The organism is Streptomyces sp. NPDC029169 (assembly GCF_055563935.1).
This window is the reverse complement of record NZ_JBVHXA010000007.1, coordinates 23,390-49,426: the sequence shown is the minus strand read 5'-3', so window position 1 is coordinate 49,426 and position 26,037 is coordinate 23,390. Positions and strand designations below refer to the sequence as shown.

Here is a 26,037-nt window from a genome sequence, read left to right as displayed (position 1 = left end):
AGGACGGCAACGGGCCGGTCAGGTCGGATCAGGCCGCTTCGCGGCGGGCCAGGGCTCCGCGCGAGCGGGTGACCAGCGCCGCGAGGAGCGCCGCGCCGAGCGGTACGGCGACCAGGAGCGCCGCGAGCGTCTCCCAGGGGACGACGATCGGGACGTACGGAGCGGTCGGCTCGACACTCCAGCCCTGATCCAGGGCCTCCTGATAGAAGCGCAGCTGCTCGCGCTCCTCGGTGAGCCGCAGTCCGACCGCCGGGAGCACACCGGCCGCCGATCCGAGGATCACGCCCATCGCGGCGACCACCCCGCACTGGAAGCCGCTGAGTGTGCGACGGACCCGCGGGGGCGCGCCGACGGCGGACAGCGTCTTGAGGTCGGCCTCGGCGTCGGCCTGCGCGAGGCCCGTGGCGATGCCCGCGGCGCCGATGGTGACGAGGCCGGCGAAGACGGTCAGCGCGAGGAGCACGATGCTGGTGTCGCTGACGAATCCTTCCTCCAGGTAGAGCCCGACATTGCTGCCGATCTTGGCGAGTTCCCCGTCGAGCTTCTGGCGCTGCTCGGCGCTGGGCATCGTGTCGGTGGTGAAGAACGAGCCGAGCGGCACCGTGGTGAGGCCGGCGGCCTTGGCGGCGGCCGGGGTGAGGAGCGCCCGCACGCCGTACGCGTTCTGCTCGCCGGTCACCAGGTGGGCGGGCAGGGCCTTGATCTCGCCGGGGGCCGGCTTGCCCTCCATCTCCGCCTCGGCGGCCTTCTTGCCGTCGGTGATCAGCTTGAGGCCGATCTTGCCGGTCGCGTCGACGGGCGCCTTGGCGAAGGTTACGACCTTCCCTTCGGCGAGGGCCTGCTCGGCGCCCGCGTCCTTGATCCCGAGGACCTTCAGGAGCGAGGCGTCACCGACCAGCAGGCCGCCCTCGACATAGGCGCCACCACCCAGGTCCCCGCCGCTGCTCTCCTTGCAGCGCCAGTCCTCGGCGAGCTTGCGCCGCTGCTCCTTGGAGAACTTCTCGGCGGGGTCCTCGCCGTTCTCGGAGGCCCACAGCGGGCACTCGTTGGCCTTCGGGACGACGACCTCGAAGCGACCGCAGCCGGACCGGTCGCTGTACGGTTCGCAGCCCGGCTTGCCGATCTGGATGCGGTGGACGTCCGCGCGGGTGTCGACGGGCAGCAGCCGCTGCACGGCGTCGCGCACGGCCGGGACGTCCCGGCCGCCTTCCTCCATGACGAGCGCGGAGACCGCGCCGTGCGGCAGTGTCGCCCGGTACCCGGCCTCGTCCTGGGCCTCGCGGCTGGCCGAGAAGGTGGCGATGGCGACCGTTCCGGCGACCGCGGCGAGCACGGCGGCGACGGCGGGTGCCGTACGGCCCCGGTTGCGCACCGCGTCCCGCAGGGCGAGGCGCGGCGAGAGCGGCAGCCAGCGACCGGTGCGGCCGAAGAGCCCCACCAGGGCGGGCGTCATGGCGACCACGCCCAGTTCGGCGATGGCGCTGCCGCCCGCGACGATGACGAACTGGTCCGAGATCACCGATCCGTAGAGCGCGATCGCGCCGCCCAGGAGCAGGGCGCCGAGGCCGACCAGCGGCAGCACGCGGCTGCTGCGGCGGACGCCGCGACGGCCGGTGAGGGAGGCCAGGACGGTCTGCCGGGACGCGGTGACGGCCGGGACGATCGCGGCGAGCAGGCCGGTGAGCACGGCGATCAGCCCGATGGCGAGCAGTTCCAGCGGCCGGATGTCGAAGGCACCGAACCGCTGGCCCATGGCATCTTCAAGGAGGGGCTGCAGCGCGAAGGTCAGGATCAGGGCGAGGACGGTGCCGGTGACGGCCGCGGCGACGCCGATGACAAGTCCACCGCTCAGCACGATCGCGCGGATGTGGTGGCGGTCGCCGCCGTTGGCGCCGACGAGGCCGAGCTGGCGGCGGGAGCGGCGCGCGCCGACGGCGAACGCGGGCCCGGCCAGGAGGCAGATCTCCAGCATTGCGAGACCGACGACCGTGCCGGCGGCGGCGAGCTCGGCGGCCCGGGCGCCCGGGCTGGCGTCGTAACCGCCCCAGCCCTCCTTCTGGTAGAGCGGGACGTCGGCCTTGGCGGGCGGGTTCAGGAGGACGGCACGCGAGGTGACGGCCACGCCCTTGGTGTTGATCTGCTGGACGGTGTTCCACGTGAAACCACCGGCGGCCTTCACCAGGTACGTCGTGGAGGAATCGGTACCGCTCAGCCCGGACTTCTCGACCACCTTGGCGTACGGGGCGAGGAAGGCGCCCGGCAGGGCGTTGACCTGGTCGGCCTTCAGCTCGTCGGGGAGCTCGTACGAGCCGACGATCCGGTACGTCCGCACGTCGCCGCGCGCGGTGAGCGTGGAGCCGATGGTCAGCCCGCTGGTCTCCAGGAAGTGCGTGGTCGCGGCGAGCTCGTCGGGCTTCTGCGGGAAGCGGCCCTCCTGGAGGGTCATGATGCCCCGGGCCATCGGGTCCGCGGCCTTCAGCTCACGTACCTCGCTCTGGAGCAGCCCGTGGGCCGTGGTCAGCTTGGCGCTGCCGGAGCTGTCCGTGAGGACGGTCGAGCCGGCCGGGAAGGTCTTGGTGACATCGGTCGGACCGCTCGGCCAGGGCTTGTCCTCGTAGTCCTCGACGGGCGTGTTCATGTCGCCGCTCGGATCCTGGAAGATCGGCACGCCGTTCACGGAGGCGTCGGTGAACCGGGCGTCGGCGGCGCCTATCCTCCGGCTCAGGCTCTCCTCTGTGGAGAGCTCGGAGCTGCGCAGGGTCAGATCGGCGGCGCTCACGCCCAGGATCGGCAGGGCGATCATGGCGAGGACGAGGAAGCTGCGTCCCTTGGAACGCCAGGCGTCGCGGCGGGCGATGCGGATCGCGGCGCGCCAGGAGTGGAGCCAGTTGTTCACCGCTCGGCCGCCTGGCCGGTCAGGAGCGAGTCGGCCTCGCTGCGCACGGTCTGGTCGACGACGGCGCCGTCCCGCAGGAAGACGACGCGGTCGGCCCAGGCGGCGAACCGCGGCTCGTGGGTGACGAGCACGCCCGCGGCCCCGGCGTCGCACCGGGAGCGCAGCAGGGCGAGGACGGACTCGCCGGTCTCGGAGTCCAGGGCGCCGGTGGGCTCGTCGGCGAGGACGAGGCGCCGGTCGCCGACGAGGGCGCGGGCGATGGCCACGCGCTGCTGCTGGCCGCCGGACATCTCGTCGGGGAAGCGGTCGGCGAGGTGGCCGAGCTCCATCTCCTCCAGGGCGGCCAGGGCCTCGCCACGCGCCTTGCGGGCGGAGGTGCCGTCCAGCTCGCGGGGCAGGGCGACGTTCTCGGCGGCGGTGAGGGCGGGGATGAGGTTGTAGTCCTGGAAGACGTAACCGATGCTGCGGCGGCGCAGGGCCGCGAGGGCCTTGCGGCCCGCGGTGGTGATGTCGGTGTTCTCGACGATCACCCGGCCGGAGGTGGGGGTGTCGAGGCCGCCGGCGATGGTGAGGAGCGTGGACTTGCCGGAGCCGGACGGGCCCATGACGGCGACGAGTTCACCGGGGAAGACGTCGAGGTCGATCCCGCGCAGGGCGTGCACCTCGGTGGCGCCGGAGCCGTGGACGCGGGTCAGGTTCTGGAGTTGCAGCACGGAGTGCGCTGTGGACATGAAGGGTCCCCCTTGGGCGTACGGACGCGGGTGGCGTGCGCGTACGGAGCGGTTTGGAGAGGTCGTACGGAGCGGTTCGGAGAGGTGGTGCGGGTCTGTGGGGATGCGGGTCTGTGGGGCCGCGGGTGGGTGGGGCCGCGGGTGGGTGGGGCCGCGGGTCAGCGCAGCCGGGCCGGGCGCGTGGCCTCGGCGGACGGCGGCGCGGACGGGGACGCGGCGGTCCCGGGAGGCCGTGGGTCCCCCGCCCCGGCGGCGGACGTGGCGGACGTCGAGAGCCGGATCAGCCGGGCCTCGCAGTGGTCCAGCCAGCGGGCCTCGGCCTCGGTCTGGAAGATCAGCTGCTCCAGGACGAGGAGCCAGGCCACGTCGTCGCGTTCCCGGGACTGGCCGCTCTCGAGCGCGGCGAGCGCCTGGGCCTTGAGCCGGGTGTAGTCCTGCATCGCCTTCACCGTGTGGCGGCGCTGGGACTGGATGACGGCGCGGATGTCGACGCCGGGCGCCCCGACGGCCATGGCGAGCTTGATGGCGAGCTCGTCGCGGGCGGGGCTGGTGCGGTCCACCGGCTTCTCGAACCAGGCCCTGAGCTCGTCGCGGCCGCTGTCGGTGATCGCGTAGAGCGCGTGGCCGGCCTCGTCCTCGCCGCTCTGGGCGACCATCCCGTCCCGTTCGAGGCGGCTGAGGGTCGTGTAGACCTGGCCCACGTTGAGGGGCCAGGTGGAGCCCGTGCGGGACTCGAACTCCGTACGGAGCTGCGAGCCGTAGCGGGGCCCGCGTTCGAGGAGGGCGAGAAGCCCGTGACGGATCGACATACTCAGTATGTATACCGAGTATGTCGTCGCCGACAAGCGACCTGAGGCGGAGCCTCCGCGTCCGTCTCAAGGGGGACACGCGGGGTCGTGCGGGGGACGAGGCGCTCAGCGGCGCCGCATCCGGACGCCGAGAAAACCGATGCCGAGACCCATCAGCGCGAGCCCCGCGCCCAGCGTGAGGACGGGAATCTGCCGGTCAGTGGCCGTGGCGGCGGTCCGGGAGCCGAGCCGGGGCGCCGCGGCGGGCAGCGTGGCGGGCGATGGTCCGGAGGGCGTGGCCTCCGACTCCGGTACCGCTTCGAGGATCTCGTCCGCCTCCTCCGCCTCCTCGGGCGGCTCCTCGGCTGTTGCTGTTTTGGTACGAGACGGGTCCGCCTCCTCGCTCGTGCCGCTCGGCTTCGCGGGCGAGGCGGGCCGCCCGGGCCGCTCGCGCCCCTCACCGGCCGGACGCCCGGCCAGAGAGCCGGACGGGCGGGGAGGACCGGGAGCCTCCGACGCCGAGGGCTCCGACGCAGCGGACGAAGCGGAGGGCGAGGCGGAGGACGAGGCGGAGGACGAGGCGCGTGGCGCTGCGGCGGGAGGGCCGGACGCGCCGGGGATGACCGGGTCGCCGCTCGTCGAGGCCGCGGAGGACGCCGAGAGGGCGCTTCTCGACGGCGCCGACGGCGCGCCCCTCGACGGAGCCGTCGTCGCGTGTACGGGGGTGGGCCGCCCGTACCCGTATGCCTCCGGCAGCCGCTCGTACCCGTACGCCGGTACGCCGCCCGCCGCCAGCCAGCACGCGGCCACGGGGCCGAGCGCCCGCCACCGCAGGGCCCGTGTCCGCGCGCCGCGGAGTCCTGGAGTCACCGGGTGACCCCCTCCCGTACCGAGCCGCCGAGGTGTCCAACTCAGCGTCACATGTCGGGACACTTCCGGCATCCGGGCGCCCGCGCGCGGATGACAACCGGGGCGGCGGCCGACTTACTGCCCGGGGTCGCCCGTCGAGATCTCCAGGGTGAACTCGGCGTCGTCCTTCGACGCGTCCTCACCGGCCGGCGGGTACTGGCTGAGCACCGTGCCCTGGCCGTACGTCGCCTCGTCCACCGGGGTCTGCTTCTTGAGCTTCCAGCCCGCCGCCTGGATGCAGGCCTTGACCGACTCGATGTTCTTGTACGTGAAGTCGGGGATCTCGAACTTCGAGGGGTCGTCGCTCGACTCCCTCGGCTCCGTGCACTTCTTCACGTCGATGGTCTTGGACAGGTCCGGACCCTTGTGCCCGGGCGCGGCCGACTGGCTCTGGCTCGGGTCCTCGCCCGCGTTCTTCCCCGGGTCGTCCTTGTTGAGGCTGATCGCGGTGATCACACCGCCGATCGCGATCAGGGCGACGACGGCCGCCCCCACGATCACCGGCATGTTCCGCCGGGACCCGCCGGATCCGCCGCCCACCGGAGCCTGGGTCGCCTGCGGCGACATCTGGTACGGCCCGGGGGTCGGCGTCTGGTACACCGGGGCAGGCGGCGGGGTCTGCGCCTGCTGCGGGTACCCGTAGGAGGGGGCGGGCGTCGGCGGGCCGTACGGACCCGGCTGCGGCGTCGGCTGCTGGTACGGCTGCTGGACACCGTGCGTCGAGGGTGGCGGGGTCTGGCCGACCGGCGGGAAGACCGCCGAGCCCACGCCCGCACCGCTGCTGACCGGACCGCCCGCCACGATCACCGGCGCGCCCGTCTGCCCGGCCGAGAGCACCCGCAGGCACTCGTCCTGCATCGCGGCGGCGCTCGGGAAACGCTCGTTCGGGTTCTTCTTCAGCGCGCGGGCGACGAGCGCGTCCATCGCCGGTGTCACCGAGCGGTTGACGGAGGACGGTGCGACCGGCTCCTCCTGGACGTGTGCGTACGCGATGGCCAGCGCCGAGTCCGCGTCGAACGGCAGTCGGCCGGTGAGGAGCTGGAACAGCATGATGCCGACCGAGTACAGGTCGGAGCGGGCGTCCACCGCGCGGCCGAGGGCCTGTTCGGGGGAGAGGTACTGCGGCGTGCCGACGACCATGCCCGTCTGCGTCATCGACGTGACACCGGACTGCATGGCGCGCGCGATGCCGAAGTCCATCACCTTGACGATGCCGCGCTTGGTCATCATCACGTTGCCGGGCTTGATGTCCCGGTGGACCAGGCCCATTTCGTGGCTGGTGTCCAGGGCGGCCAGCACATCGGCGGTCACCTTCAGCGCCTTGTCGGCCGGCATCGCGCCGAACTGCCGTACATCGGCGGCCAGTACCGAACCGAGCGGCTGCCCCTCCACGTACTCCATGACGATGTACGGCATGACGGCGCCGTCGAGGGTGTCCTCGCCGGTGTCGAAGACCGAGACGATGTTCGTGTGCGAAAGCTTCGCGACCGCCTGCGCCTCGCGCCGGAACCGCTCGCGGAACGACTGTTCCCGGCCGAGTTCCGTGTGCAGGGTTTTGATGGCGACCTGCCGGTCGAGCGCGCTGTCGTACGCCAGGTAGACGGAGGCCATGCCGCCCTCGCCGAGCAGGTCGTGAAGCTGGTACCGGCCGTTCGCGACCGAACCGCCCGCATAGCGGCCCTGTGCGCCGTCCTGGCTCATTCGTGCTCCCCCTACGCGCGCGTGGCGGCGCTGATCCGGAATTTCCTGGCCAAGTCTGCCCCAGGGCACCGACACGTCAAGCCGGGTGCCCGTTCCGTGACCCTCCGCGCAAGAAGAGTCTCGGAAGCGTTACACGAACCGGCCGGAATTTGCTCCGGTGTACGCGCAGGGGGTTGGATGGCCGGTCCACTCGGACAGCGATGTCGGACGAAGCCTGTAGCGTGACGGCGGTACGGCACCACACCACAGACAGATGGCGGCGAGGACTGATGGCACCCGAATCCGAAGCAGGCGGCGGCGGCCTGTCGGGCGCCGCCGCGGAGTCCTGGGGCCTCGGCGGTGTGGTCGGTGACGGACGGTACCGGCTGACGCACCGTCTCGGACGCGGCGGCATGGCCGAGGTGTTCGCCGCCGAGGACGTCCGCCTGGGACGCACCGTCGCCGTCAAGCTGCTCCGCTCCGACCTCGCCGAGGACCCGGTCTCCAAGGCCCGCTTCACGCGCGAGGCCCAGTCGGTCGCCGGCCTCAACCACCACGCGATCGTGGCGGTCTACGACTCCGGCGAGGACGTCGTCGGCGGCCAGTCCGTGCCGTACATCGTGATGGAGCTCGTCGAGGGCCGCACCATCCGCGACCTGCTGATCAGCGCCGAGGCGCCCGGTCCCGAGCAGGCCCTGATCATCGTCTCGGGCGTGCTCGAGGCGCTCGCGTACTCGCACCAGCACGGCATCGTGCACCGGGACATCAAGCCCGCGAACGTCATCATCACGCACACCGGCGCGGTGAAGGTGATGGACTTCGGCATCGCGCGCGCCCTGCACGGCGCGCAGTCGACGATGACCCAGACCGGCATGGTCATGGGCACGCCGCAGTACCTCTCCCCCGAACAGGCCCTCGGCAAGGCCGTGGACCACCGCTCGGACCTGTACGCCACCGGCTGTCTGCTGTACGAACTCCTTGCGCTGCGGCCCCCGTTCACCGGCGAGACCCCGCTCTCGGTGGTCTACCAGCATGTGCAGGACGCCCCGGTTCCGCCGTCCGACGTCGCGCAGGACGCGCCGCCGGAGCTCGACGGTCTGGTGATGCGCTCGCTGGCGAAGGACCCGGACGACCGGTTCCAGAGCGCCGAGGAGATGCGCGGGCTGATCCAGTACGGCCTGCAGATGCTCCAGCAGGCGGGCGGTCACACCGGCGCGTGGAACACCGGCCCGGTGGAGGTGCACGAGGGCGGTCACACCCCTGTCGGCGGCGTCGCGGCGACGGCGGCGATGGGGCACCCGATGCACCACGAGACCGCGCAGCGCCCGATCCTGCCGCCGATGAACCCGGACGACGGCGGTTACGACGGCGGCGGGCACGGCGGTTACGGCGGTCACGGCCAGGGCGGCGGCTACGGATCCCAGGGCGGCGGCAAGGGCGGTCGCGGCAAGGTGCTGCTGTTCCTGGCGCTCGCGATGATCGCGATCGTGGCGGGTGTCGTGTACGCGCTCGACAAGGCCGACAGCAAGGGCGAGAAGCCGACGACTCCGGTGGTCACCGACTCGCCGACCCCGTCGTCGGAGTCGCCGACGCCGTCGGAGGAGCCGAGCACGGAGAGCCAGGAGCCGGACACGTCGACGGGCGGTCATCAGCAGCCCTGGACGCCGTCGTACACGCCGTCCACCCATCCGCCGACCACTCCGCAGACGACCCCGCCGACCACCCCGTCGACGGACCCCACGGACGACGGTTCGGACGACGGGGGCAACACGGGCGAGCCGACGGACGAGCCGACCGGCACCCCGACCGGCGAGCCCACGGACCCGACGACGAACGGCGGCGCGGTGCAGGGCAACGGCGGTCAGCCGACCGGCCCCGGCTCCACCCCCTGACCTCTCAGGCTGACTCTCAGGCTGACGTCTCAGGGACCCGTCACCCCGCGAACGCGTCGCGTACCGCCTCGTACTCGCGGGTCCACCACACCGCCAGGGCCGACGCCGCGGGGAACTGCGGGTCGGCCCTTCGGTCGTGCAGCTGGTAGCGCCAGCGCAGTATCCAGAAGTCGTTGAGCCGCTCCCACCACACCCGGTGCACCGCCGACGCCAGCTCCGCCCCGTCCGCGCCCGCCGCCCGCCGGTAGGCCCGCGCGTACGCCCGTACCTTCTCCAGCGCCAGCTCGCCCCGCGGCCGTACGAAGAAGATGGCGGCGGCCCTGACGGCCTCCTCCGCCCGGGGCTGGACGCCGAGGCGGTCCCAGTCGACGATCGCGGCCGGCTCGGCGCCCCGGTAGAGCAGGTTCAGCGGGTGGAAGTCGCCGTGCACCCAGCCGGCCGAGCTGGCGCGCGGCGGACGGCGGTGGGCGTGCTCGGCGAGCAGGACGCGCCGTTCGAGCAGCCGGTGCTCGGCGAGCGCGTCGAAGCCGGTGCGGGGGCGGTGGGCGCGGGCGAGGCGGAGGAGCTCGTCGATGACGCGGAGGGTGTCCTCCGGGCGGGCGTTGTCGTGGCCTTCGCCGGGCGGCGGGGACTCCATCACCTGCTCCAGGCTGGTGTGGACGTGCCCGAGGAGTGCGCCGAGGCGCCGCGAACCCCCGGTGGAGAGCTGGGCGCCGTCGCGGTGGCGGCCGTCGATCCAGGGGTGGAGGGCGTAGCAGCGGCCGCCGATCACGGCGACCGTGCGGCCGGCGGAGTCGGCGAGCGGCGGGGCGACGGGCAGGCCGAGGGCGTGCAGGCGCTGGGTGGCGCGGTGCTGGCGGCTGATCGTGTCCCGGTCGGCGGTCGGGGCGTCGAGGTGCTGCTTGAGGAAGTAGGCGCCGCGGGTGGTGGCGAGGCGGTAGCCGCGGTTGAGGAGGCCCTGGGTGACGGGTTCGCAGGAGAGCGGCTCGCCGGCCTCGCGGTAGCGGCGCAGCAGGGCGCCGACGGGCGGGGCGAGCGTTTCAGATGAGCGCGGAGCGGGCGTGAGGGCGCCGACGGGCGGAGCGAGCGTTTCAGATGAGCGCGGCACTCCGCAGATGTTAGATCACGCTACGTGCCCGAGAGGTCGCTCGGTGGTGTAGTCGAGCTGGTGCACGGTGACGAATTGGGGCTCGATGCGCAGGTAGATCGCCTCGAAGGGCTCGCCGTCGACGAGCTGCGGTGCGCGGCCGAAGGCGGCCAGCTGTTCCGCGGTGGGCTCGAAGACCTCCGCGGTGCCGGTGAACTGCACGGACCAGAGGTTCTCGGCGCCGGAGTCGAAGTTGTCCGCGCCGTAGGCGACGACGCTGCCGGCGCAGGCCCGGTGATACCCGAGGCCGCGGTGCATCCGGATCAGGACGCGCCCGTCGTCCACGATGTGCCGGGCCGGGGCGACGAACGGCATCGCGCGCATGCTCGTCGCCACCCGGCCGTACGAGACACGGTTCAGCAGCTCGATGGCGCGGTTCTCCTCGGTGGACATGGCTTCCACTCTCCGCCACCGGCAGGTGTCGGAAAAGGGGCGCCCGCCCCGCTCGGTCCGGGACGTAGGTCCCGAATCAGCGCCGCTCGGCCTGCATCCGGGCCACGTACGCCGCGGCCTGCGAACGGCGCTCCATGCCCAGCTTCGACAGCAGGCTGGAGACGTAGTTCTTGATGGTCTTCTCCGCCAGATGGAGCCGCTCGCCGATGACCCGGTTGGTCAGGCCCTCGCCGATCAGGTCCAGGATCCTGCGCTCCTGCTCCGTCAGACTCGCGAGCCTGTCGTCACCCTTGGGGCTGTTTCCGTCCCGCAGCCGTTCCAGGACGCGTGCGGTCGCGACCGGGTCGAGCAGGGACTTGCCGGCCGCCACGTCCCGTACGGCCGACAGGAGCTCGTTCCCGCGGATGGCCTTGAGGACATATCCCGAGGCCCCGGCCATGATCGCGTCGAAGAGCGCCTCGTCGTCGGCGTACGAGGTGAGCATGAGGCACTTGATGTTCTCGTTCTGCGAGCGCACCTCGCGGCAGACCTCGACGCCGCTGCCGTCCGGCAGCCGGACGTCGAGCACGGCCACGTCGGGCCGCGTCGCGGGGATCCTGACCAGGGCATCTGCCGCCGTGCCCGCCTCTCCGACCACCTCGATGTCGTCCTCCACGGAGAGCAGCTCGTGGACGCCACGCCGGACGACTTCGTGGTCGTCCAGCAGAAATACCCGGATTTTTCCGTCTTCGCGCACGGGGGCAGTCTCACATATTGGCTCTTCCCGTGCCCGGGGGTGGCGGGATACCGTGCCCGTGTTCCGACGGCGCCGAGGCCGTTGCACCGCGCTGACCAGGTGCGTTTCCCTTTTCCTCGATTTACTTGGAAATCCAAGCAAAATCGCAGGTCAAAGAGGGTTTCGCAGGAATGCAGCGCACTGGGTAACGTGCCTATGACAGGGCGCTCGCCGGGGCACCTGTCACGCCTGACCCCGGCCGAGTCGCACCCACCCCGTGCGCGAGTACGGACAAGGCGAGCCGCACTGGCCTTTCCCGGCAACCCCGGGGGCCGGACCGACGGAGGAGCACGCACGTGACCGTGGAAAGCACTGCCGCGCGCAAGACGACGCGCCGCAGCAGCGGCCCCAAGCGCACCGCCAGCGCCAGCGCGGGCGCCAAGAAGTCCCAGACTTCGGAGCCCGAGCTCGTTCAGCTGCTGACGCCTGAAGGGGAGCGAGTCCAGCACCCCGATTACGACATCGACCTGAGCGCCGACGAGCTGCGCGGCCTGTACCGGGACATGGTCCTCACGCGCCGCTTCGACGCCGAGGCCACCTCCCTGCAGCGCCAGGGCGAGCTGGGCCTGTGGGCGTCGCTGCTCGGCCAGGAGGCCGCCCAGATCGGCTCGGCCCGCGCGCTGCGCGATGACGACTACGTCTTCCCGACCTACCGGGAGCACGGCGTCGCCTGGTGCCGCGGGGTCGACCCGGCAAATCTGCTGGGCATGTTCCGCGGTGTGAACCACGGTGGCTGGGACCCGAACAGCAACAACTTCCACCTGTACACGATCGTCATCGGCTCGCAGACCCTGCACGCCGCCGGCTACGCCATGGGCGTCGCCAAGGACGGCGCGGACTCGGCCGTGATCGCGTACTTCGGCGACGGCGCGTCCAGCCAGGGCGATGTCGCCGAGTCGTTCACCTTCTCCGCGGTCTACAACGCCCCGGTCGTGTTCTTCTGCCAGAACAACCAGTGGGCGATCTCCGAGCCCACCGAGAGGCAGATGCGCGTCCCGCTCTACCAGCGCGCGCAGGGCTTCGGCTTCCCCGGCGTCCGCGTCGACGGCAACGACGTCCTCGCCTGCCTGGCCGTGACCCGCTGGGCGCTCGAGCGCGCCCGCCGCGGCGAGGGCCCGACCCTGGTCGAGGCGTTCACCTACCGCATGGGCGCTCACACCACCTCCGACGACCCGACCAAGTACCGCGCCGACGAGGAGCGCGAGGCCTGGGAGGCGAAGGACCCGATCCTGAGGCTCAAGGCGTACCTGGAGCGCGAGGGGCACGCCGACGCGGCCTTCTTCGAGGAGCTGGAGACGGAGAGCGAGACGCTCGGCAAGCGCGTCCGCGAGGCCGTCCGTTCCATGCCCGACCCGGACCACATGGCGATCTTCGAGAATGTCTACGCCGACGGGCACGCGCTCGTCGACGAGGAGCGCGCGCAGTTCGCCGCCTACCAGGCGTCCTTCGCCGACTCCGGCGCCGAGGAGGGTAACTAACCATGGCCGTACAGAAGCTTCCCCTGGCCAAGGCGCTCAACGAGTCGCTCCGCAAGGCCCTCGAGTCCGACCCCAAGGTCCTCATCATGGGCGAGGACGTCGGCAAGCTCGGCGGTGTCTTCCGCGTCACCGACGGTCTGCAGAAGGACTTCGGCGAGGACCGGGTCATCGACACCCCGCTCGCCGAGTCCGGCATCGTCGGCACCGCGATCGGCCTGGCCCTGCGCGGCTACCGGCCCGTCGTGGAGATCCAGTTCGACGGTTTCGTCTTCCCCGCGTACGACCAGATCGTCACGCAGCTCGCCAAGATGCACGCCCGTGCGCTCGGCAAGGTCAAGCTGCCGGTCGTCATCCGGATCCCGTACGGCGGTGGCATCGGCGCCGTCGAGCACCACTCGGAGTCCCCCGAGGCGCTCTTCGCGCACGTCGCCGGACTCAAGATCGTCTCGCCGTCCACCTCATCGGACGCGTACTGGATGCTCCAGCAGGCCATCCAGAGCGACGACCCGGTCATCTTCTTCGAGCCCAAGCGCCGCTACTGGGACAAGAGCGAGGTCGACACCGAGGCCATCCCGGGCGAGCTGCACAGGGCGCGCGTGGCGCGCGAGGGCAGTGACCTCACGCTCGCCGCGTACGGGCCGATGGTGAAGGTCTGCCTGGAGGCCGCCGCGGCCGCCCAGGAGGAGGGTAAGTCGGTGGAGGTCCTGGACCTGCGCTCGATGTCCCCGATCGACTTCGACACCCTCCAGACCTCGGTCGAGAAGACCCGCCGCCTGGTCGTGGTCCACGAGGCCCCGGTCTTCTACGGCTCCGGCGCGGAGATCGCCGCCCGCATCACCGAGCGCTGCTTCTACCACCTGGAAGCCCCCGTCCTGCGGGTCGGCGGCTACCACGCGCCGTATCCGCCGGCGCGCCTGGAGGAGGAGTACCTGCCGGGCCTGGACCGCGTGCTCGACGCCGTCGACCGCTCGCTGGCGTACTGAGGAGAGCATCGTGACGATCCGCGAATTCAAGATGCCCGACGTGGGCGAGGGCCTCACCGAGGCCGAGATCCTCAAGTGGTACGTCCAGCCCGGTGACACGGTCACCGACGGCCAGGTCGTGTGCGAGGTCGAGACGGCGAAGGCGGCCGTCGAGCTGCCGATCCCCTTCGACGGCACGGTGCACGAGCTGCTCTTCCCCGAGGGCACGACGGTCGACGTCGGCCAGGTGATCATCTCGGTGAACGTGGGCGGCGCCGCTCCGGAGGCTCCGGCCGCGGAGGCCCCGGCCCCGGCGGTCGTCGAGACCCCGGCGGCGGAGGAGCCCGAGCCGCAGGGCCGTCAGCCGGTCCTGGTCGGCTACGGCGTGGCCGCGAGCTCGACCAAGCGCCGCGCGCGCAAGGCCGCGGCCCTGCCCGCGCAGGCCGCCGCCGCGATCCAGGCCGAGCTCAACGGGCACGCCGGTGCCGGTGGTACGGCCACCGCCACCCGCCCGCTGGCCAAGCCGCCGGTACGGAAGCTGGCCAAGGACCTGGGTGTGGACCTGGCGACGGTCACGCCGACGGGCCCGGACGGGATCATCACCCGCGAGGACGTCCACAGGGCGGCCGCCCCGGCCCCGGCTCCCGTGGCCGAAGCCCCGGCCCCCGTGGCGGAGGCACCCGCCCCCGCCATGGCGGCGGAAACCCGGGAGACCCGTACCCCCATCAAGGGTGTACGGAAGGCCACGGCGGCGGCGATGGTCGGCTCGGCCTTCACCGCGCCGCACGTCACCGAGTTCATCACCTTCGACATCACGCGCACGATGAAGCTGGTCGAGGAGCTCAAGTCCGACAAGGACATGGCGGGCCTGCGGGTCAACCCGCTGCTCCTCATCGCCAAGGCCGTCCTGGTCGCCGTCAAGCGCAACCCGGAGATCAACGCGGCCTGGGACGAGGCGAACCAGGAGATCGTGCTCAAGCACTACGTCAACCTGGGCATCGCCGCGGCCACCCCGCGCGGTCTGATCGTGCCGAACATCAAGGACGCGCACGCCCAGACCCTGCCGGAGCTGTCGAAGTCCCTGAGCGAACTGGTCGCCACGGCCCGCGAGGGCAAGACGACCCCGGCGGCTATGCAGGGCGGCACGTTCACCATCACCAACGTGGGCGTCTTCGGCGTCGACACCGGTACGCCCATCCTGAACCCGGGCGAGTCCGCGATCCTCGCGGTCGGCGCGATCAAGCTCCAGCCCTGGGTCCACAAGGGCAAGGTGAAGCCCCGCCAGGTCACCACGCTGGCCCTCTCCTTCGACCACCGCCTGGTCGACGGCGAACTCGGCTCCAAGTTCCTGGCGGACGTCGCCGCGATCCTGGAGCAGCCGAAGCGGCTCATCACCTGGGCCTGATGGACCAAGCGTCCTGTTTCACGTGAAACGCCCGACCGGGCTCCCCGGTCGGGCGTTTCCGCTTCTTCTGGAGGGCCCTAGCGGAACGCGGCGACGTAACGGTGCGCCCAGTCGGCGAAGGTGCGGGGTGCGCGGCCCAGGACTTGCTCGACGTGGGGGCTGATGCGCTGTTCGGCCGGGGTCGGGTCGCTGAGGATGGTCAGGGTCGTCTCGACCACGGGCTCGGGCATGAAGCCCAGCATCTGCGCCCGGGCCTCGTCCCGGGTCTGCTCCACGAAACGCACGGGCTCGCCGAGGGCGTCGGCGATCGCTGCGGCCCGCTGGCGGGGTGTGCTGAGGGCGGGGCCGGTCAGCTCGTAGATCTGGCCGTCCTGGCCGTCCTCCCGCAAGGTCACGGCGGCGACCTCGGCGATGTCGTCCGGGTCGATGACCGGGAGGCCGGTGTCGGCGAACGGAGCGGCGATCTCCCTGCGCGTACGGACCGATTCGGCCCAGGCGAAGGCGTTGGAGGCGAAGCCGCCGGGGCGCAGGATCGTCCAGGCGAGCCCCGACTGCTGGACCGCCTCCTCGATGGTGCGTCCCGTGTCCCCGTGGGAGGCCGACTCCGGGCGGGTCGCGACGCCCTGGGAGGACAGCAGGACGACCCGCCGGATGCCCCCGGCCTTGGCCGCGTCGAGGATGTCGTGCGGGTTGAGCCGGTGGGCGCTGGGGCCACCGTTCTGGAGGAACAGCGACTCGGCGCCGTCGAGGACCGGCCGCAGGCTCTCCGCGTCGATCAGATCCGACCGCACGTGCCGGACGCCCGACGGCACGTCCGTGTCCGAGATCCCCCGGGACGTCGCGGTCACCTGCTCCCCGGCCGCCGCGAGCACCTGTACGAGCGATCGGCCGACGTTACCCGTCGCCCCCGTCACTACGAGCATGGACAACTCCCCTGTCATTGCCTTCGGTTGACGTCGGGACGCTAACAGCCTCGGTATAGTAGGTACCTAGGGGAAAGTGACTATGCCCAGGGGGCATGCATGGCGGCCGAGACGGCGTGGACGGCATCCGCCGCCACCGACCCGCAGCTCGCCTGTCCGGTCACCCCCGTGGTGGACATCGTCTTCAGCCGGTGGACCACGCCCATCCTGTGGAGCCTCCACACCCACGGCCGGCAGCGGTTCGTGGAGCTGGAGCGGCGGATCGACCGGATCACGCCGAAGGTGCTCACCCAGCGGCTGCGGCAGCTGGAGCGCGACGGCCTGGTCATCCGTACGTACCACCCGGAAGTCCCGCCCCGGGTCGAGTACGAGATCAGCGAACTCGGCCGCAGCCTCGCCCCGCTCTTCGCCCATCTCGCCGAGTGGGCCGCCGACAACCTGGAGAAGGTCGACCGCGCCCGCCAGGAGTACGACGCCGACCCGACCCACTGACGCGGCCCGGGAGGCCGGGCATCTTGTCTGATCGGCCGTTCGAGGGCCCTCTCCGCCGTGGCGCGCGGTCGAAGCCGGGCGGAGGCCTGCGCGTGGTGTCTCCTGGAGCCCGAGAGGGGGACACGATGAGCAGAGAGGGCTGATCGATGCGCCGCATTCTCGCGGTCGGTGCCGTGCTGGCTTGGCTGATGGCAGCAAACATGACAGCCGTGGCGGCCGATGCGGCCATAGAGCAGCCCGCAAGGCCCTCCGGCGGTGTTCCCACCGCGGTGGAGAAGGCCGACGTCGAGGCCGCGCTGACCGAGATGCCGCTCCGCTTCGTCGAGAACCGGGGACAGGCGCCGGACGCCGTGCGGTACTCCCTGCAGGGTTCCAAGACCTCGGTGGCGTTCACCGACACCGGTCTCAGGTACGGCCTGGCCGGGGAGAAGCAACGCTGGAACCTCGCACTCGACTTCGTCGGCGCCACCCCGACCACGCCCGTCGCCGAGGCCCCGGCCTCGAGCCGGGTGAGCCACTTCAAGGGCGCGCCAGACGAATGGAAGACCGGACTGCGGACCTACGAACGGCTGGTCTACAACGACCTCTGGCCAGGCATCGACCTCGTCTACTCGGGGACGGGAAGCAGCCTGAAGTACGAGTTCCGGGTGGACCCGGGCGCCGACCCGTCCCGTATCCGGATGGCCTGGCGCGGACCCACCGACGTGCGCGTCGAGAAGTCCGGCGACCTCCGTGTCGAGACCGGCGCGGACTCGTTCACGGACAAGGCCCCGGTGAGCTACCAACCGGGCCGCGACGGCGGGCGGCGCTCCGACGTGAAGAGCGCCTTCCGGCTGACGAAGGCCGAGGGGGCTTTCACGTACGGCTTCGACCTCGGCTCGTACGACCGGAGCCGGCCGCTCGTGATCGACCCGGCGACCCTGGTGTACTCCGGGTTCATCGGTGGCGACGGGTTCGACCAGGCCATCGGGATCGCGCTGGACGGCACCGGCGCCGCCTATGTCACCGGCAGCGCCAGTTCCACCGAGGCGACGTTCCCGGTGGCGGTGGGCCCGGACCTCACGCACAACGGCGCTAGCGGCGCTTCGGACGCCTTCGTGGCCAAGGTCGCCTCCGACGGCAGCCTGGTCTACGCCGGCTACATCGGCGGATCGGGCGGGGACGGCGCGAGCGCTGTGGCCGTGGACGGCAGTGGCGCCGCGTACGTCGTCGGGGTCACCCGGTCGACCGAGGCGACGTTCCCGGTGGCGGTGGGCCCGGATCTCACCCACAACGGAGTCGAGGACGCCTTCATCGCCAAGGTCGCCCCGAGCGGCACCGCGCTGGAGTACGCGGGCTACATCGGCGGATCCCTGGACGATGTGGCGTTCGGTGTCGCCGTGGACGCGAGCGGCGCCGCGTACGTCGGCGGCGACACCGACTCGACCGCCGCGACGTTCCCGGAGACCGTGGGCCCGGACCTCGTCCACAACGGCGGCACGGACGCGTTCGTCGCCAAGGTCGCCCCGGGCGGTGCCGGGCTTGAGTACGCGGGCTATGTGGGAGGAAGCCAGGACGACCACGGGAACGCCATCGCCGTGGACGGCAGCGGTGCCGCGTACCTCGCGGGACACAGCGCCTCGTTCTCCGGGTTCCCGGTGGCGGTGGGCCCGGACCTCTCCTTCAACTTCGGCAGCGTGGACGCCTTCGTCGCCAAGGTCGAGCCTGCCGGAACCGGCCTCGTCTACGCCGGTTTCATCGGCGGAAACCAGGCGGACGCCGCCTTCGGTATCGCGGTGGACGCGGCCGGCGCCGCCCATGTCGCCGGGCAGACCTTCTCCGACCAGAACACCTTCCCCGAGACGGTGGGGCCCGACCTCACCCACAACGGCGGTTCGGACGCCTTCGTGGCCAAGGTGGAGCCGGACGGGACCGGTCTGGTGTACGCGGGCTTCATCGGCGGAACCGGAAGTGACATCGCAGGGGCCGTCGCCCTCGGCCCAGACGGCTCGGTCTTCGTCACCGGCGAGACCACCTCCAACCAGTCCACCTTCCCCGTGGCGGTGGGCCCGGACCTGACGTACAACGGGGGCACGAATGACGCGTTCGTCGCCAAGGTGCTGCCCGACGGCACCGCCCTGCACTACGCGGGCTACATCGGCGGAAGCGCCCTCGACACCGGACGGGGCATCGCGGTGGACGCGGCCGGCGCCGCCCATGTCGTCGGCGCCACCACCTCCACCGAGGCCACCTTCCCGGTCACCGGAGGACCCGACCTCACCGCCAACGGCAGTGGGGACGCCTTCGTCGCGAAGGTGAGCGCGGTGGCGATCCAGGCCGATCTGCTGACGGTGAAGGCCGACAGCCACTCCGACCCGGTCATGGTCGGCGACAACGTCACCTACGCCATCGCGGTCATCAACAACGGGCCCGACACCACCGCGGTCGGGGTGACCCTGAAGGACACCCTCCCCGCGTCGTTCGACTTCGTCTCGGCGAGCCCCGGCTGCGTGGAGTCCTCAGGTGTGGTGACCTGCCCGGTCGGCAACATCCCGCCGGGCGAGGGCGAGGTACGGACCATCACGGCGACCACCACGGCCGCCGGCACCTTCACCAACACCGTCTCCGCGACCACCTCCACGCCCGACCCCAACCCGGGCGACAACACCGCCACCGAGACGACCACCGTCAACGCGCCCGTCCCGCTGTGCTTCGGGCAGCCGGCGACGCTCACCGGAACCGACGGGGACGACCGGCTCACCGGCACGGCCGGGCCGGACGTCATCATCGGCGGCGGCGGGAACGACATCATCAACGGGCGGGGCGGCGACGACCGGCTCTGCGGCGGTGAGGGCGACGACGACCTGTCGGGCGGTACCGGGGCCGACCAGCTCGACGGCGGTCCCGGCACGAACACCAACAGCGGCGGTCCCGGAACCGACGTGTGCGTCAACCCCAGCACGGGTCGGAGCTGCCCCTGACCGACCCACGGGCCCCGTCCGCATCGCGGACGGGGCCTCCTGTTGCACCCCTCTTGTATCTATGCTGTGCGCATGCCATCAGCGCCCCCAGCAGCCGACCGCGTCTACATGCACGTCAAGCAGGCCGTCCTCGACCGCCGTTACGAGGGAGGGACGCTGCTCACCGAGGGCGAACTCGCCCAGGCCGTCGGGGTGTCCCGGACCCCCGTGCGGGAGGCGCTGCTGAAGCTGGAGATGGAAGGGCTGCTCAAGCTCTATCCGAAGAAGGGCGCCCTCGTCCTCGCCGTCTCCGCGCAGGAGATCGCCGATGTCGTCGAGACCCGGCTGCTCGTCGAGGAGTTCGCCGTCCGCCGGGCCGTCCCCGCGTCCGCCGCGCTCGTCGAGCGGCTCGAAGAGCTCCTGGAGGAGCAGAAGCGGCGGGCCGAGGCCGGGGACCTCGCGGAGGTCGCCGTCACCGACCGCTGCTTCCACGCCGAGATCGTCAAGCACGCCGGGAACCAGATCCTCGCCCGCCTCTACGACCAGCTGCGCGACCGTCAGCTGCGGATGGGCGTCGCCGTCATGCAGTCCCAGCCCGACCGGATCGCCAAGAACATCACCGAGCACGCCGAGATCCTGGAGCGCATCAAGGCCGGAGACGTCGAGGGCGCCGCCCACTGCGTGCGGCAGCACCTCAGCTGGGTGAAGGTCCTGGTCCGGGGTGAGGACCGGTGAGTACACGGTCCCTGCCCGGTGACCCGCCCGGCGGACGGCGCGCCGCCCTCGTCTGGGGCGTCGGCGTCGCCGTCTACTTCGTCGCCGTCATCTTCCGTACGTCGCTGGGCGTCGCCGGACTCGACGCCGCCGACCGCTTCGACGTCAACGCCTCCGCGCTGTCCACCTTCTCCATACTCCAGCTCCTGGTCTACGCCGGCATGCAGATACCGGTCGGCCTCATGGTCGACCGGCTCGGCACCAAGAAGGTGCTGACCATCGGCGTCGTGCTCTTCACCGTCGGCCAGCTGGGCTTCGCGCTCTCCCCCTCGTACGGCATGGCGCTGGCCGCCCGCGCGCTGCTCGGCTGCGGCGACGCGATGACCTTCATCAGCGTGCTGCGGCTCGGCACCCGCTGGTTCCCCGCCCGGCGCGGACCGCTGATCGCCCAGCTCGCCGGCCTGGTCGGCATGGCCGGAAACCTCGTTTCCACGATCGTCATCGCCCGGCTCCTGCACGGCGTCGGGTGGACCGCCGCCTTCGCGGGCAGCGCTGTCGCCGGTGCGTTCGTCCTCGTCCTGCTGCTGCTCTTCCTCAAGGACCACCCCGAGGGCCACGAGCCCCAGCCCTTCCCGCACGCCGGCGCCGCGTTCGTCCGACGGCAGATCGCCGAGTCCTGGCGGGAGCCCGGCACCCGGCTCGGTATGTGGGTGCACTTCACCACCCAGTTCCCGGCCATGGTGTTCCTGCTGCTGTGGGGGCTGCCGTTCCTGGTCGAGGCGCAGGGGCTCTCCCGGGGCGAAGCCGGCGAGCTGCTGACGCTCGTGGTGCTCTCCAACATGGTGGTGGGGCTCGCGTTCGGGCAGATCATCGCCCGCCATCACGCGGCCAGGGCCCCGCTCGCCCTCGGCACGGTCGCGGCGACCGCGCTGCTGTGGGGCGCCACCCTCGCGTACCCCGGCGACCGCGCCCCGATGTGGCTGCTGATCACCCTCTGCGCGGTCCTCGGCGCCTGCGGGCCCGCCTCGATGATCGGCTTCGACTTCGCCCGCCCCGCCAACCCGCCGGAGCGTCAGGGAACGGCCTCGGGAATCGTCAACATGGGTGGTTTCACGGCCTCGATGACGACGCTGCTCGCGGTCGGCGTCCTCCTCGACGCGACCGGAGACGACTACCGGATCGCGTTCTCCTCCGTCTTCGTCCTGGAGGCGCTGGGCGTCGTGCAGATCCTGCGCCTGAAGTCCCGTACGGCACGCCTGGAGAAGGAACGCCTCGTCGCGAGCCGCGTCGAGGCCGTTCACGTACCGGCGTAGACGGACCTCACGCGGACTTCACGGCGTGACGGCGAAGTTGTCCAGAATGGCCTGAGCCAGCTCCGCGTCGCCCTCGATCTTGATCCGGTCGGCGACCGCCCCATGACGGACCCGGCCGCAGGCGAGGCGTACGTACGTCTCCCAGTCGAGCGCCAGCGTCACGGCGGGCCCCAGCGACGGAGCGCCGTCGACCGTGCCGCGACCCTCCGCGTCCACGCGTACCGTCCGCAGGAACTCCACCGGGCCGTGCACGTCCATCACGATCGCCGAGTTCGGCGGCGCGCCCGCGTCCTTCGCGACCACCTTCGGCAGCGCGGCGAGCAGGTTGTCGCGGGCCACCAGGGCGCCGGGGGAGTCCAGGTTGCCCGGCTTCCCGAGGGCGGTCCGCAGGTCCTGCTCGTGGACCCAGACGTCGAAGGCGCGCATCCGGTAGGCCAGTTCGAGGGTCTGCTCGGCGCCGAGGGGGGCGCGGATCAGACGGTCGGGCGACCGGTTCTCGTTGCGCAGCTGACGGGCGCGGCGGATCAGGACGTACTCCAGCTCCGAGGTCATCTCGGGGCCGGTGTGGTGCCGCCGCACATCGACCTGCATCTCCATGTAGCGCGCGAACTCACTGCGTACGTGGTAGAGATCGCGGGGCAGCGAGTGGATCGGCCGCGGATCGCCGAGCATCTCGCACTCCAGGCCGATGACATGGGACACGATGTCGCGGACCGACCAGCCCGGGCACGGTGTCGCGCGGTTCCATTCGCCCTCCACGAGCGGCTGCACCAGCTCGGCTATCGCTTCGATGGAGTGGGTCCAGGCGTCGGCGTAGGTCTGGAGGCTGGGATGGACGGTCACGGGACCCCTCGGCGGTTCTGCGGTGCACGGGCTGGCGATCGAGCGGACAGGCGGGCTGGAGACAAGACTGCGTGGGAGGCTCGGACGCTAAGTTACGCTGCCCGAAGGCACCCCGGCAGTGCTTTCGTGTGACGATCGTAGGCCCGTGTTGACGGCTCGAATGCCAGGACGGTGGTAGTGTGCGCGCCTCGCTGATCCAGATCGCAGTAGACCCGGACGAATCGGTCGTTTCGCGCCGTGCGCGGGTGGCGGAGCTGGTACGGGCGGAGCGCGGCGCCGCGGACCTCGTCGTCCTGCCGGAGCTGTGGCCGATGGGGGCGTTCGCGTACGAGTCCTTCGCGGCGGAGTCCGAACCGCTGCACGGCCCCACGTACGAGGCGATGGCGGCGGCCGCCCGGGACGCGGAGGTCTGGCTGCACGCCGGCTCGATCGTCGAGGCGGCGGGCGGGGCCCTGTACAACACCTCCCTGGTCTTCACGCCGGAGGGCGAACTCGCCGCCAGCTACCGGAAGATCCACCGCTTCGGCTTCGACAAGGGCGAGGCCGTGATGATGGCGGCGGGCGACGAGCTGGTGACGTTCGCCCTGCCGGACCTGATGGTGGGGGTCGGGACCTGCTACGACCTGCGCTTCCCGGAGCTGTTCCGGGGCCTGGTGGACGCGGGCGCCCAGGCGTTCGTCGTCCCGGCGGGCTGGCCGGCCCGGCGCCGCGCCCACTGGACGCTGCTCGCGCAGGCGCGGGCGGTGGAGAACCAGGCGTACATGCTGGCCTGCGGCACGGCCGGCACTCACGCGGGCGTGGAGCAGGCCGGGCACTCGATCGTGGTGGACCCGTGGGGCGAGGTCCTCGCGGAGGCGGGCCCGGGCGAGGAGATCCTGCGCGTGGACCTCGACCCGGAGAAGGTGACGACGACGAGGGAACAGTTCCCGGCGCTGAAGGACCGGGTGCTGTAAGGGCCTTGGAGGCATCGCCCTGGCCCCGGCCCTGGTCTCAGCCCTCGCGCTCCCGCTCGGCCATCCGGATCACGCACACCGCGACGGCGATGAGCAGCGCGGAGTCGGCGTCCTCGCGGACGACGTTCACGGCGTACGTGTCCCGGACGCGGAACCACTGCCGGGAGATGTGGGCGAGGAGTTCGCCGTCGTACTCGACGGTGAACTCCCGATCCAGAATCCGCCCGCTGACGTCCAGTTCGGTGCCCTCGACGAGGGTGACCCGGTAGTGGTTGCGGAGCAGCGAGAGCCGTTTGCGGCGGATGGCGGCGAGCGGCCGGTCGTCGCGCTCGATGGTCATCGCGTCCCGCAGGCTGAACATCTTCTGCCGCAGCGTGACCAGGACCTGCCCGTGGGGATCCTTCAGCTCCAGCGTGTCGCGCAGCCGCAGGGCCTTGCCGTCGACGAGAAAGGCGTGGCGGCCGTGCTCGTCCTCGATCCAGTAGTCGTCGCCGATGGCGAAGATTTTGTCCCGTACGAGATATTTCATTCTGTCAGGCCTTCCCCGACGGACGGCGGTTCACGCAGGCGCGAAGTAGCGCGTGAAGGGCTCGGTGGTGGCGCCGAGCAGCTCGCCGAAGGGGGCGTCGAGCTGGTGGATCAGCAGCACCGTGAAGGCGATGAAACCGGCCAGGCCCATCACCATCACCATGTGGGTGAAGCTGCGCCTGATGCCGAAGAGGAACATGAAGGCCAGGGTCAGCGCGCCGCCGATGATCAGGCCCGTCCACAGGACCGGTGACAGCCGTTCCTGGGCCGCCGCCTCGCGGCCCCGCCGGGCGTCGTCGACGTAGCCGAGCTGGGCGAGCACCTCCTGGGCGAGGAGCTGATCGGGGATCGGGTCCTCGTCGTGTGCCTCGCTCGCGGCGCGCAGCCGTTCGAGGAGCTGCCAGCCTCCCTGGCCCAGGGGTTCGCGTTCGGCCATCCTGGGCCACTCGACGTCGACGACATGGATCGCGTACGCGTGGGCGGCGTCGCGGACGGGCTGTCGGCGGTCGGCGGGGAGGGCGTCGGCGAGCAGGTACATCTGGTGGAGGGCGCTCGCCTCGGCCTGGACGTGGTCGGCGGCCGAGGAACGGTTGTCCCAGACCGAGACCAGGCACAGGCCGAGCACGACGGCGTAGAGGACCGAGACCATCATCGCGATGAACTCGGCGACGTCCTCGCGGGGCTCCTCGTCCGCGGCGGCCGGGAACAGCCTGGTCTTGGCGACCACGGCGAGGGCGGCGGCGAGCGCGACTCCGAGGACGACGACGAGGGTTTCCAGGAGGGCCATGGTCTTTCTTCCGTGGTCGTCAGCGTTGGCGGGAGCCGAGGAGGGCGGCGGCGATCGCCGCGGGGATGAGGATCAGCAGGAGCGTCAGGACGACGCCGAGCTCGGGGAGTTCGCGGGTGCGGCGGCGCAGACGGGGGAGGAGCCCTTCGTCGTCGGTGATGGTCGGCGGGACGGCGATGGCGGGAGGGACGGCGGGAGGGGTGTCCGGGGGGGGGGCGCCGGGCGGGGGGGGGGGGGGGGGGGGGGGGGGGGGGAGGGGGGGGGGGGGGGGGGGGGGGGGTGGCCCCCCCCCCCCCCCCGGGCGGGGGCGGGGGCGGTACGGGAGGGGGCGCGACGGGAGGGGGCGGCGGCGCGGGTGGTACGGGCGGGGGTACGGCGGCGGCGCCCGGGCCGGTGCCCATACCCGTACCCGTGCCAGTACCGGCAGCCGTGCCCGTGCCCGCGCCCGTGCCGGCAGCCGTGCCCGTGCCAGCTCCCGCAGCCGTACCGGTGTCCGTGCCAGCTGCGGTGCCGCTGCCGGTGGTGCCGGTACCGACACCCGTACTCGTACCGGCTGCCGTACCTGTACCGGCTGCGGTGCCGGTGCCCGTGCCCGTACCGGCAGCCGTGCCGGCACCGGCTCCCGCACCCGCGCCAGGGGCTCCGGGAGCTCCGGGAGCGCCGGCGGCCCCGCCGGGCGTATCCACCGGTGGTCCGACGGGCATGACGTACGACCTTGGCACCCCTGCCACCCCAGGCGCCCCTGCCACCCCTGCCACCCCCGGAGCGCCGGCGGCAGCACCCGGGGCACGCCCAGGCGCTCCCCCCGGAGGGGCCGGGGCGCGGAGCGTGAACGACGCCGACGCGTTCGCCGTCAGCAGGGGCGGGCCCACAACATTCCCCCGAACGCCCACCGTCGCGACTCGGTCGCTGCCCGACGCGTGGCCCGTGCTGCGGTGGGTGCCCGGCGGGCGGTGGACGGTGGCTGCGCAGCGGGCCGAGGCCCCGGGTGCGAGGACGGGTACGGTGCCGCGTCGCCCCGCGCAGTCGATGCCCGCCTCCGTCAGGCCGAGCGCGGCGTCGGTGAGGCGGATCGCGTGGACCGGCCGGTTGCCCCGGTTGGAGACCGTGTACTGCACGACCGCCGTCCCAGGGGGCCGTGTCCGTACCGTCTCCGTCAGCTCCAGTGCCCCGCCCACCCCGGTGTACCCGGAGTAGGCGGTGGCCGTGTGCCGTAACCGCAGCGAGGGGACCTCCGCCAACGCCCGCGCCGTCCCCTCGTGGTGACCGGCCCGCGCACGGAAGCGGGCCGTGCACACGGCGGAGGAGCGCGGGGCCAGCGGCCCGGCCGGGCAGCGCACGCTCACGCCCGGCTCGCTCACCCGGATCCCGTACAGATCGGCCTCCCCGCTGTTCACCAGCCGGTACCGCTTCTCGACCAGGTCCCCCACCCGCACGTCCGGGGGCCACTCCTCGCTGTCGCCGCGCGCGTTGACGGTCACGGTGACCC

At 72.0% G+C, this 26,037-nt stretch carries 21 protein-coding genes; 9 read left to right on the top strand and 12 right to left on the bottom strand.

Features of this window, described 5'->3' with window-relative positions; genetic code table 11:
* Window positions 1-28 precede the first annotated feature (28 nt).
* From ACZ4VI_RS15250 to ACZ4VI_RS15230, 5 genes are all read right to left on the bottom strand, one after another.
* Window positions 29-2,896 (bottom strand): ABC transporter permease, encoded by a 2,868-nt coding sequence (locus ACZ4VI_RS15250; RefSeq protein ID WP_467999688.1) that lies wholly within the window; start codon window positions 2,894-2,896, stop codon window positions 29-31.
* Complete coding sequence (locus ACZ4VI_RS15245) at window positions 2,893-3,627, bottom strand: ABC transporter ATP-binding protein (protein ID WP_467999687.1); 735 nt, start codon at window positions 3,625-3,627, stop codon at window positions 2,893-2,895. The genes ACZ4VI_RS15250 and ACZ4VI_RS15245 overlap by 4 nt, the downstream gene beginning before the upstream one ends.
* Before the next feature lie 158 nt (window positions 3,628-3,785).
* A complete protein-coding gene (locus ACZ4VI_RS15240) occupies window positions 3,786-4,436 on the bottom strand; it encodes a PadR family transcriptional regulator (RefSeq protein WP_467999686.1) in 651 nt (216 codons plus the stop codon).
* A 105-nt stretch (window positions 4,437-4,541) separates the two neighbouring features.
* Entirely contained in the window at window positions 4,542-5,285 is a 744-nt protein-coding gene (locus ACZ4VI_RS15235) for a hypothetical protein (protein WP_467999685.1), read from the bottom strand.
* 114 nt (window positions 5,286-5,399) lie between these two features.
* A complete protein-coding gene (locus ACZ4VI_RS15230; RefSeq protein ID WP_467999684.1) occupies window positions 5,400-7,025 on the bottom strand; it encodes a protein kinase domain-containing protein in 1,626 nt (541 codons plus the stop codon).
* 269 nt (window positions 7,026-7,294) lie between these two features.
* Here ACZ4VI_RS15230 and ACZ4VI_RS15225 point away from each other — a divergent pair, with 269 nt between their 5' ends.
* Window positions 7,295-8,896 (top strand): protein kinase domain-containing protein, encoded by a 1,602-nt coding sequence (locus ACZ4VI_RS15225; RefSeq protein ID WP_467999683.1) that lies wholly within the window; start codon window positions 7,295-7,297, stop codon window positions 8,894-8,896.
* Between the two features lie 40 nt (window positions 8,897-8,936).
* Here the strand turns inward: ACZ4VI_RS15225 and ACZ4VI_RS15220 are convergent, their stop codons facing one another.
* From ACZ4VI_RS15220 to ACZ4VI_RS15210, 3 genes are all read right to left on the bottom strand, one after another.
* Entirely contained in the window at window positions 8,937-10,004 is a 1,068-nt protein-coding gene (locus ACZ4VI_RS15220; protein WP_467999682.1) for a phosphotransferase, read from the bottom strand.
* Window positions 10,005-10,019: 15 nt separating this feature from the next.
* Window positions 10,020-10,436 carry a pyridoxamine 5'-phosphate oxidase family protein gene (locus tag ACZ4VI_RS15215; RefSeq protein ID WP_467999681.1) on the bottom strand — a complete coding sequence of 139 codons (417 nt, stop codon included), beginning with the start codon at window positions 10,434-10,436 and terminating at the stop codon, window positions 10,020-10,022.
* Window positions 10,437-10,512: 76 nt separating this feature from the next.
* Complete coding sequence (locus tag ACZ4VI_RS15210; protein ID WP_467999680.1) at window positions 10,513-11,172, bottom strand: response regulator; 660 nt, start codon at window positions 11,170-11,172, stop codon at window positions 10,513-10,515.
* 335 nt (window positions 11,173-11,507) lie between these two features.
* Between ACZ4VI_RS15210 and pdhA the strand changes: the two genes are divergently transcribed.
* From pdhA to ACZ4VI_RS15195, 3 genes are read left to right on the top strand one after another with little or no spacing between them, the layout of a single operon-like run.
* Window positions 11,508-12,689: a pyruvate dehydrogenase (acetyl-transferring) E1 component subunit alpha gene (gene pdhA, locus ACZ4VI_RS15205; protein WP_467999679.1), complete on the top strand. Its 1,182-nt coding sequence runs from the start codon at window positions 11,508-11,510 to the stop codon at window positions 12,687-12,689.
* A 2-nt stretch (window positions 12,690-12,691) separates the two neighbouring features.
* Window positions 12,692-13,672, top strand: a complete 981-nt coding sequence (locus ACZ4VI_RS15200; protein ID WP_467999678.1) for an alpha-ketoacid dehydrogenase subunit beta — start codon at window positions 12,692-12,694, stop codon at window positions 13,670-13,672.
* Between the two features lie 31 nt (window positions 13,673-13,703).
* Entirely contained in the window at window positions 13,704-15,056 is a 1,353-nt protein-coding gene (locus ACZ4VI_RS15195) for a dihydrolipoamide acetyltransferase family protein (protein WP_467999974.1), read from the top strand.
* Window positions 15,057-15,133: 77 nt separating this feature from the next.
* Here the strand turns inward: ACZ4VI_RS15195 and ACZ4VI_RS15190 are convergent, their stop codons facing one another.
* Window positions 15,134-15,979, bottom strand: coding sequence for an NAD(P)H-binding protein (locus ACZ4VI_RS15190; RefSeq protein WP_467999677.1), 846 nt, complete (start codon window positions 15,977-15,979; stop codon window positions 15,134-15,136).
* Between the two features lie 99 nt (window positions 15,980-16,078).
* Here ACZ4VI_RS15190 and ACZ4VI_RS15185 point away from each other — a divergent pair, with 99 nt between their 5' ends.
* The 4 genes from ACZ4VI_RS15185 (at window position 16,079) to ACZ4VI_RS15170 (ending at window position 21,437) form a co-directional block, all read left to right on the top strand.
* Window positions 16,079-16,471: a winged helix-turn-helix transcriptional regulator gene (locus tag ACZ4VI_RS15185; RefSeq protein ID WP_467999676.1), complete on the top strand. Its 393-nt coding sequence runs from the start codon at window positions 16,079-16,081 to the stop codon at window positions 16,469-16,471.
* A gap of 146 nt (window positions 16,472-16,617) precedes the next feature.
* Window positions 16,618-19,431, top strand: a complete 2,814-nt coding sequence (locus ACZ4VI_RS15180) for a DUF7948 domain-containing protein (protein WP_467999675.1) — start codon at window positions 16,618-16,620, stop codon at window positions 19,429-19,431.
* Between the two features lie 72 nt (window positions 19,432-19,503).
* Entirely contained in the window at window positions 19,504-20,145 is a 642-nt protein-coding gene (locus ACZ4VI_RS15175) for a GntR family transcriptional regulator (protein WP_467999674.1), read from the top strand.
* Window positions 20,142-21,437, top strand: a complete 1,296-nt coding sequence (locus ACZ4VI_RS15170) for an MFS transporter (RefSeq protein ID WP_467999673.1) — start codon at window positions 20,142-20,144, stop codon at window positions 21,435-21,437. The genes ACZ4VI_RS15175 and ACZ4VI_RS15170 overlap by 4 nt, the downstream gene beginning before the upstream one ends.
* Window positions 21,438-21,455: 18 nt before the next feature.
* On the opposite strand, the gene ACZ4VI_RS15165 is transcribed toward ACZ4VI_RS15170, so the two are convergent.
* A complete protein-coding gene (locus ACZ4VI_RS15165) occupies window positions 21,456-22,280 on the bottom strand; it encodes a maleylpyruvate isomerase family mycothiol-dependent enzyme (protein WP_467999672.1) in 825 nt (274 codons plus the stop codon).
* Between the two features lie 179 nt (window positions 22,281-22,459).
* Here ACZ4VI_RS15165 and ACZ4VI_RS15160 point away from each other — a divergent pair, with 179 nt between their 5' ends.
* A complete protein-coding gene (locus ACZ4VI_RS15160; RefSeq protein ID WP_467999671.1) occupies window positions 22,460-23,233 on the top strand; it encodes a carbon-nitrogen family hydrolase in 774 nt (257 codons plus the stop codon).
* 37 nt (window positions 23,234-23,270) lie between these two features.
* Here ACZ4VI_RS15160 and ACZ4VI_RS15155 read toward each other — a convergent pair whose 3' ends face one another.
* The gene (locus ACZ4VI_RS15155) at window positions 23,271-23,762 is read right to left on the bottom strand and encodes an LURP-one-related/scramblase family protein (RefSeq protein ID WP_467999670.1); all 492 of its coding nucleotides are present in this window, start codon (window positions 23,760-23,762) and stop codon (window positions 23,271-23,273) included.
* Window positions 23,763-23,792: 30 nt separating this feature from the next.
* Window positions 23,793-24,548 (bottom strand): bestrophin-like domain, encoded by a 756-nt coding sequence (locus ACZ4VI_RS15150; RefSeq protein ID WP_467999669.1) that lies wholly within the window; start codon window positions 24,546-24,548, stop codon window positions 23,793-23,795.
* Between the last annotated feature and the right edge of the window lie 1,489 nt (window positions 24,549-26,037).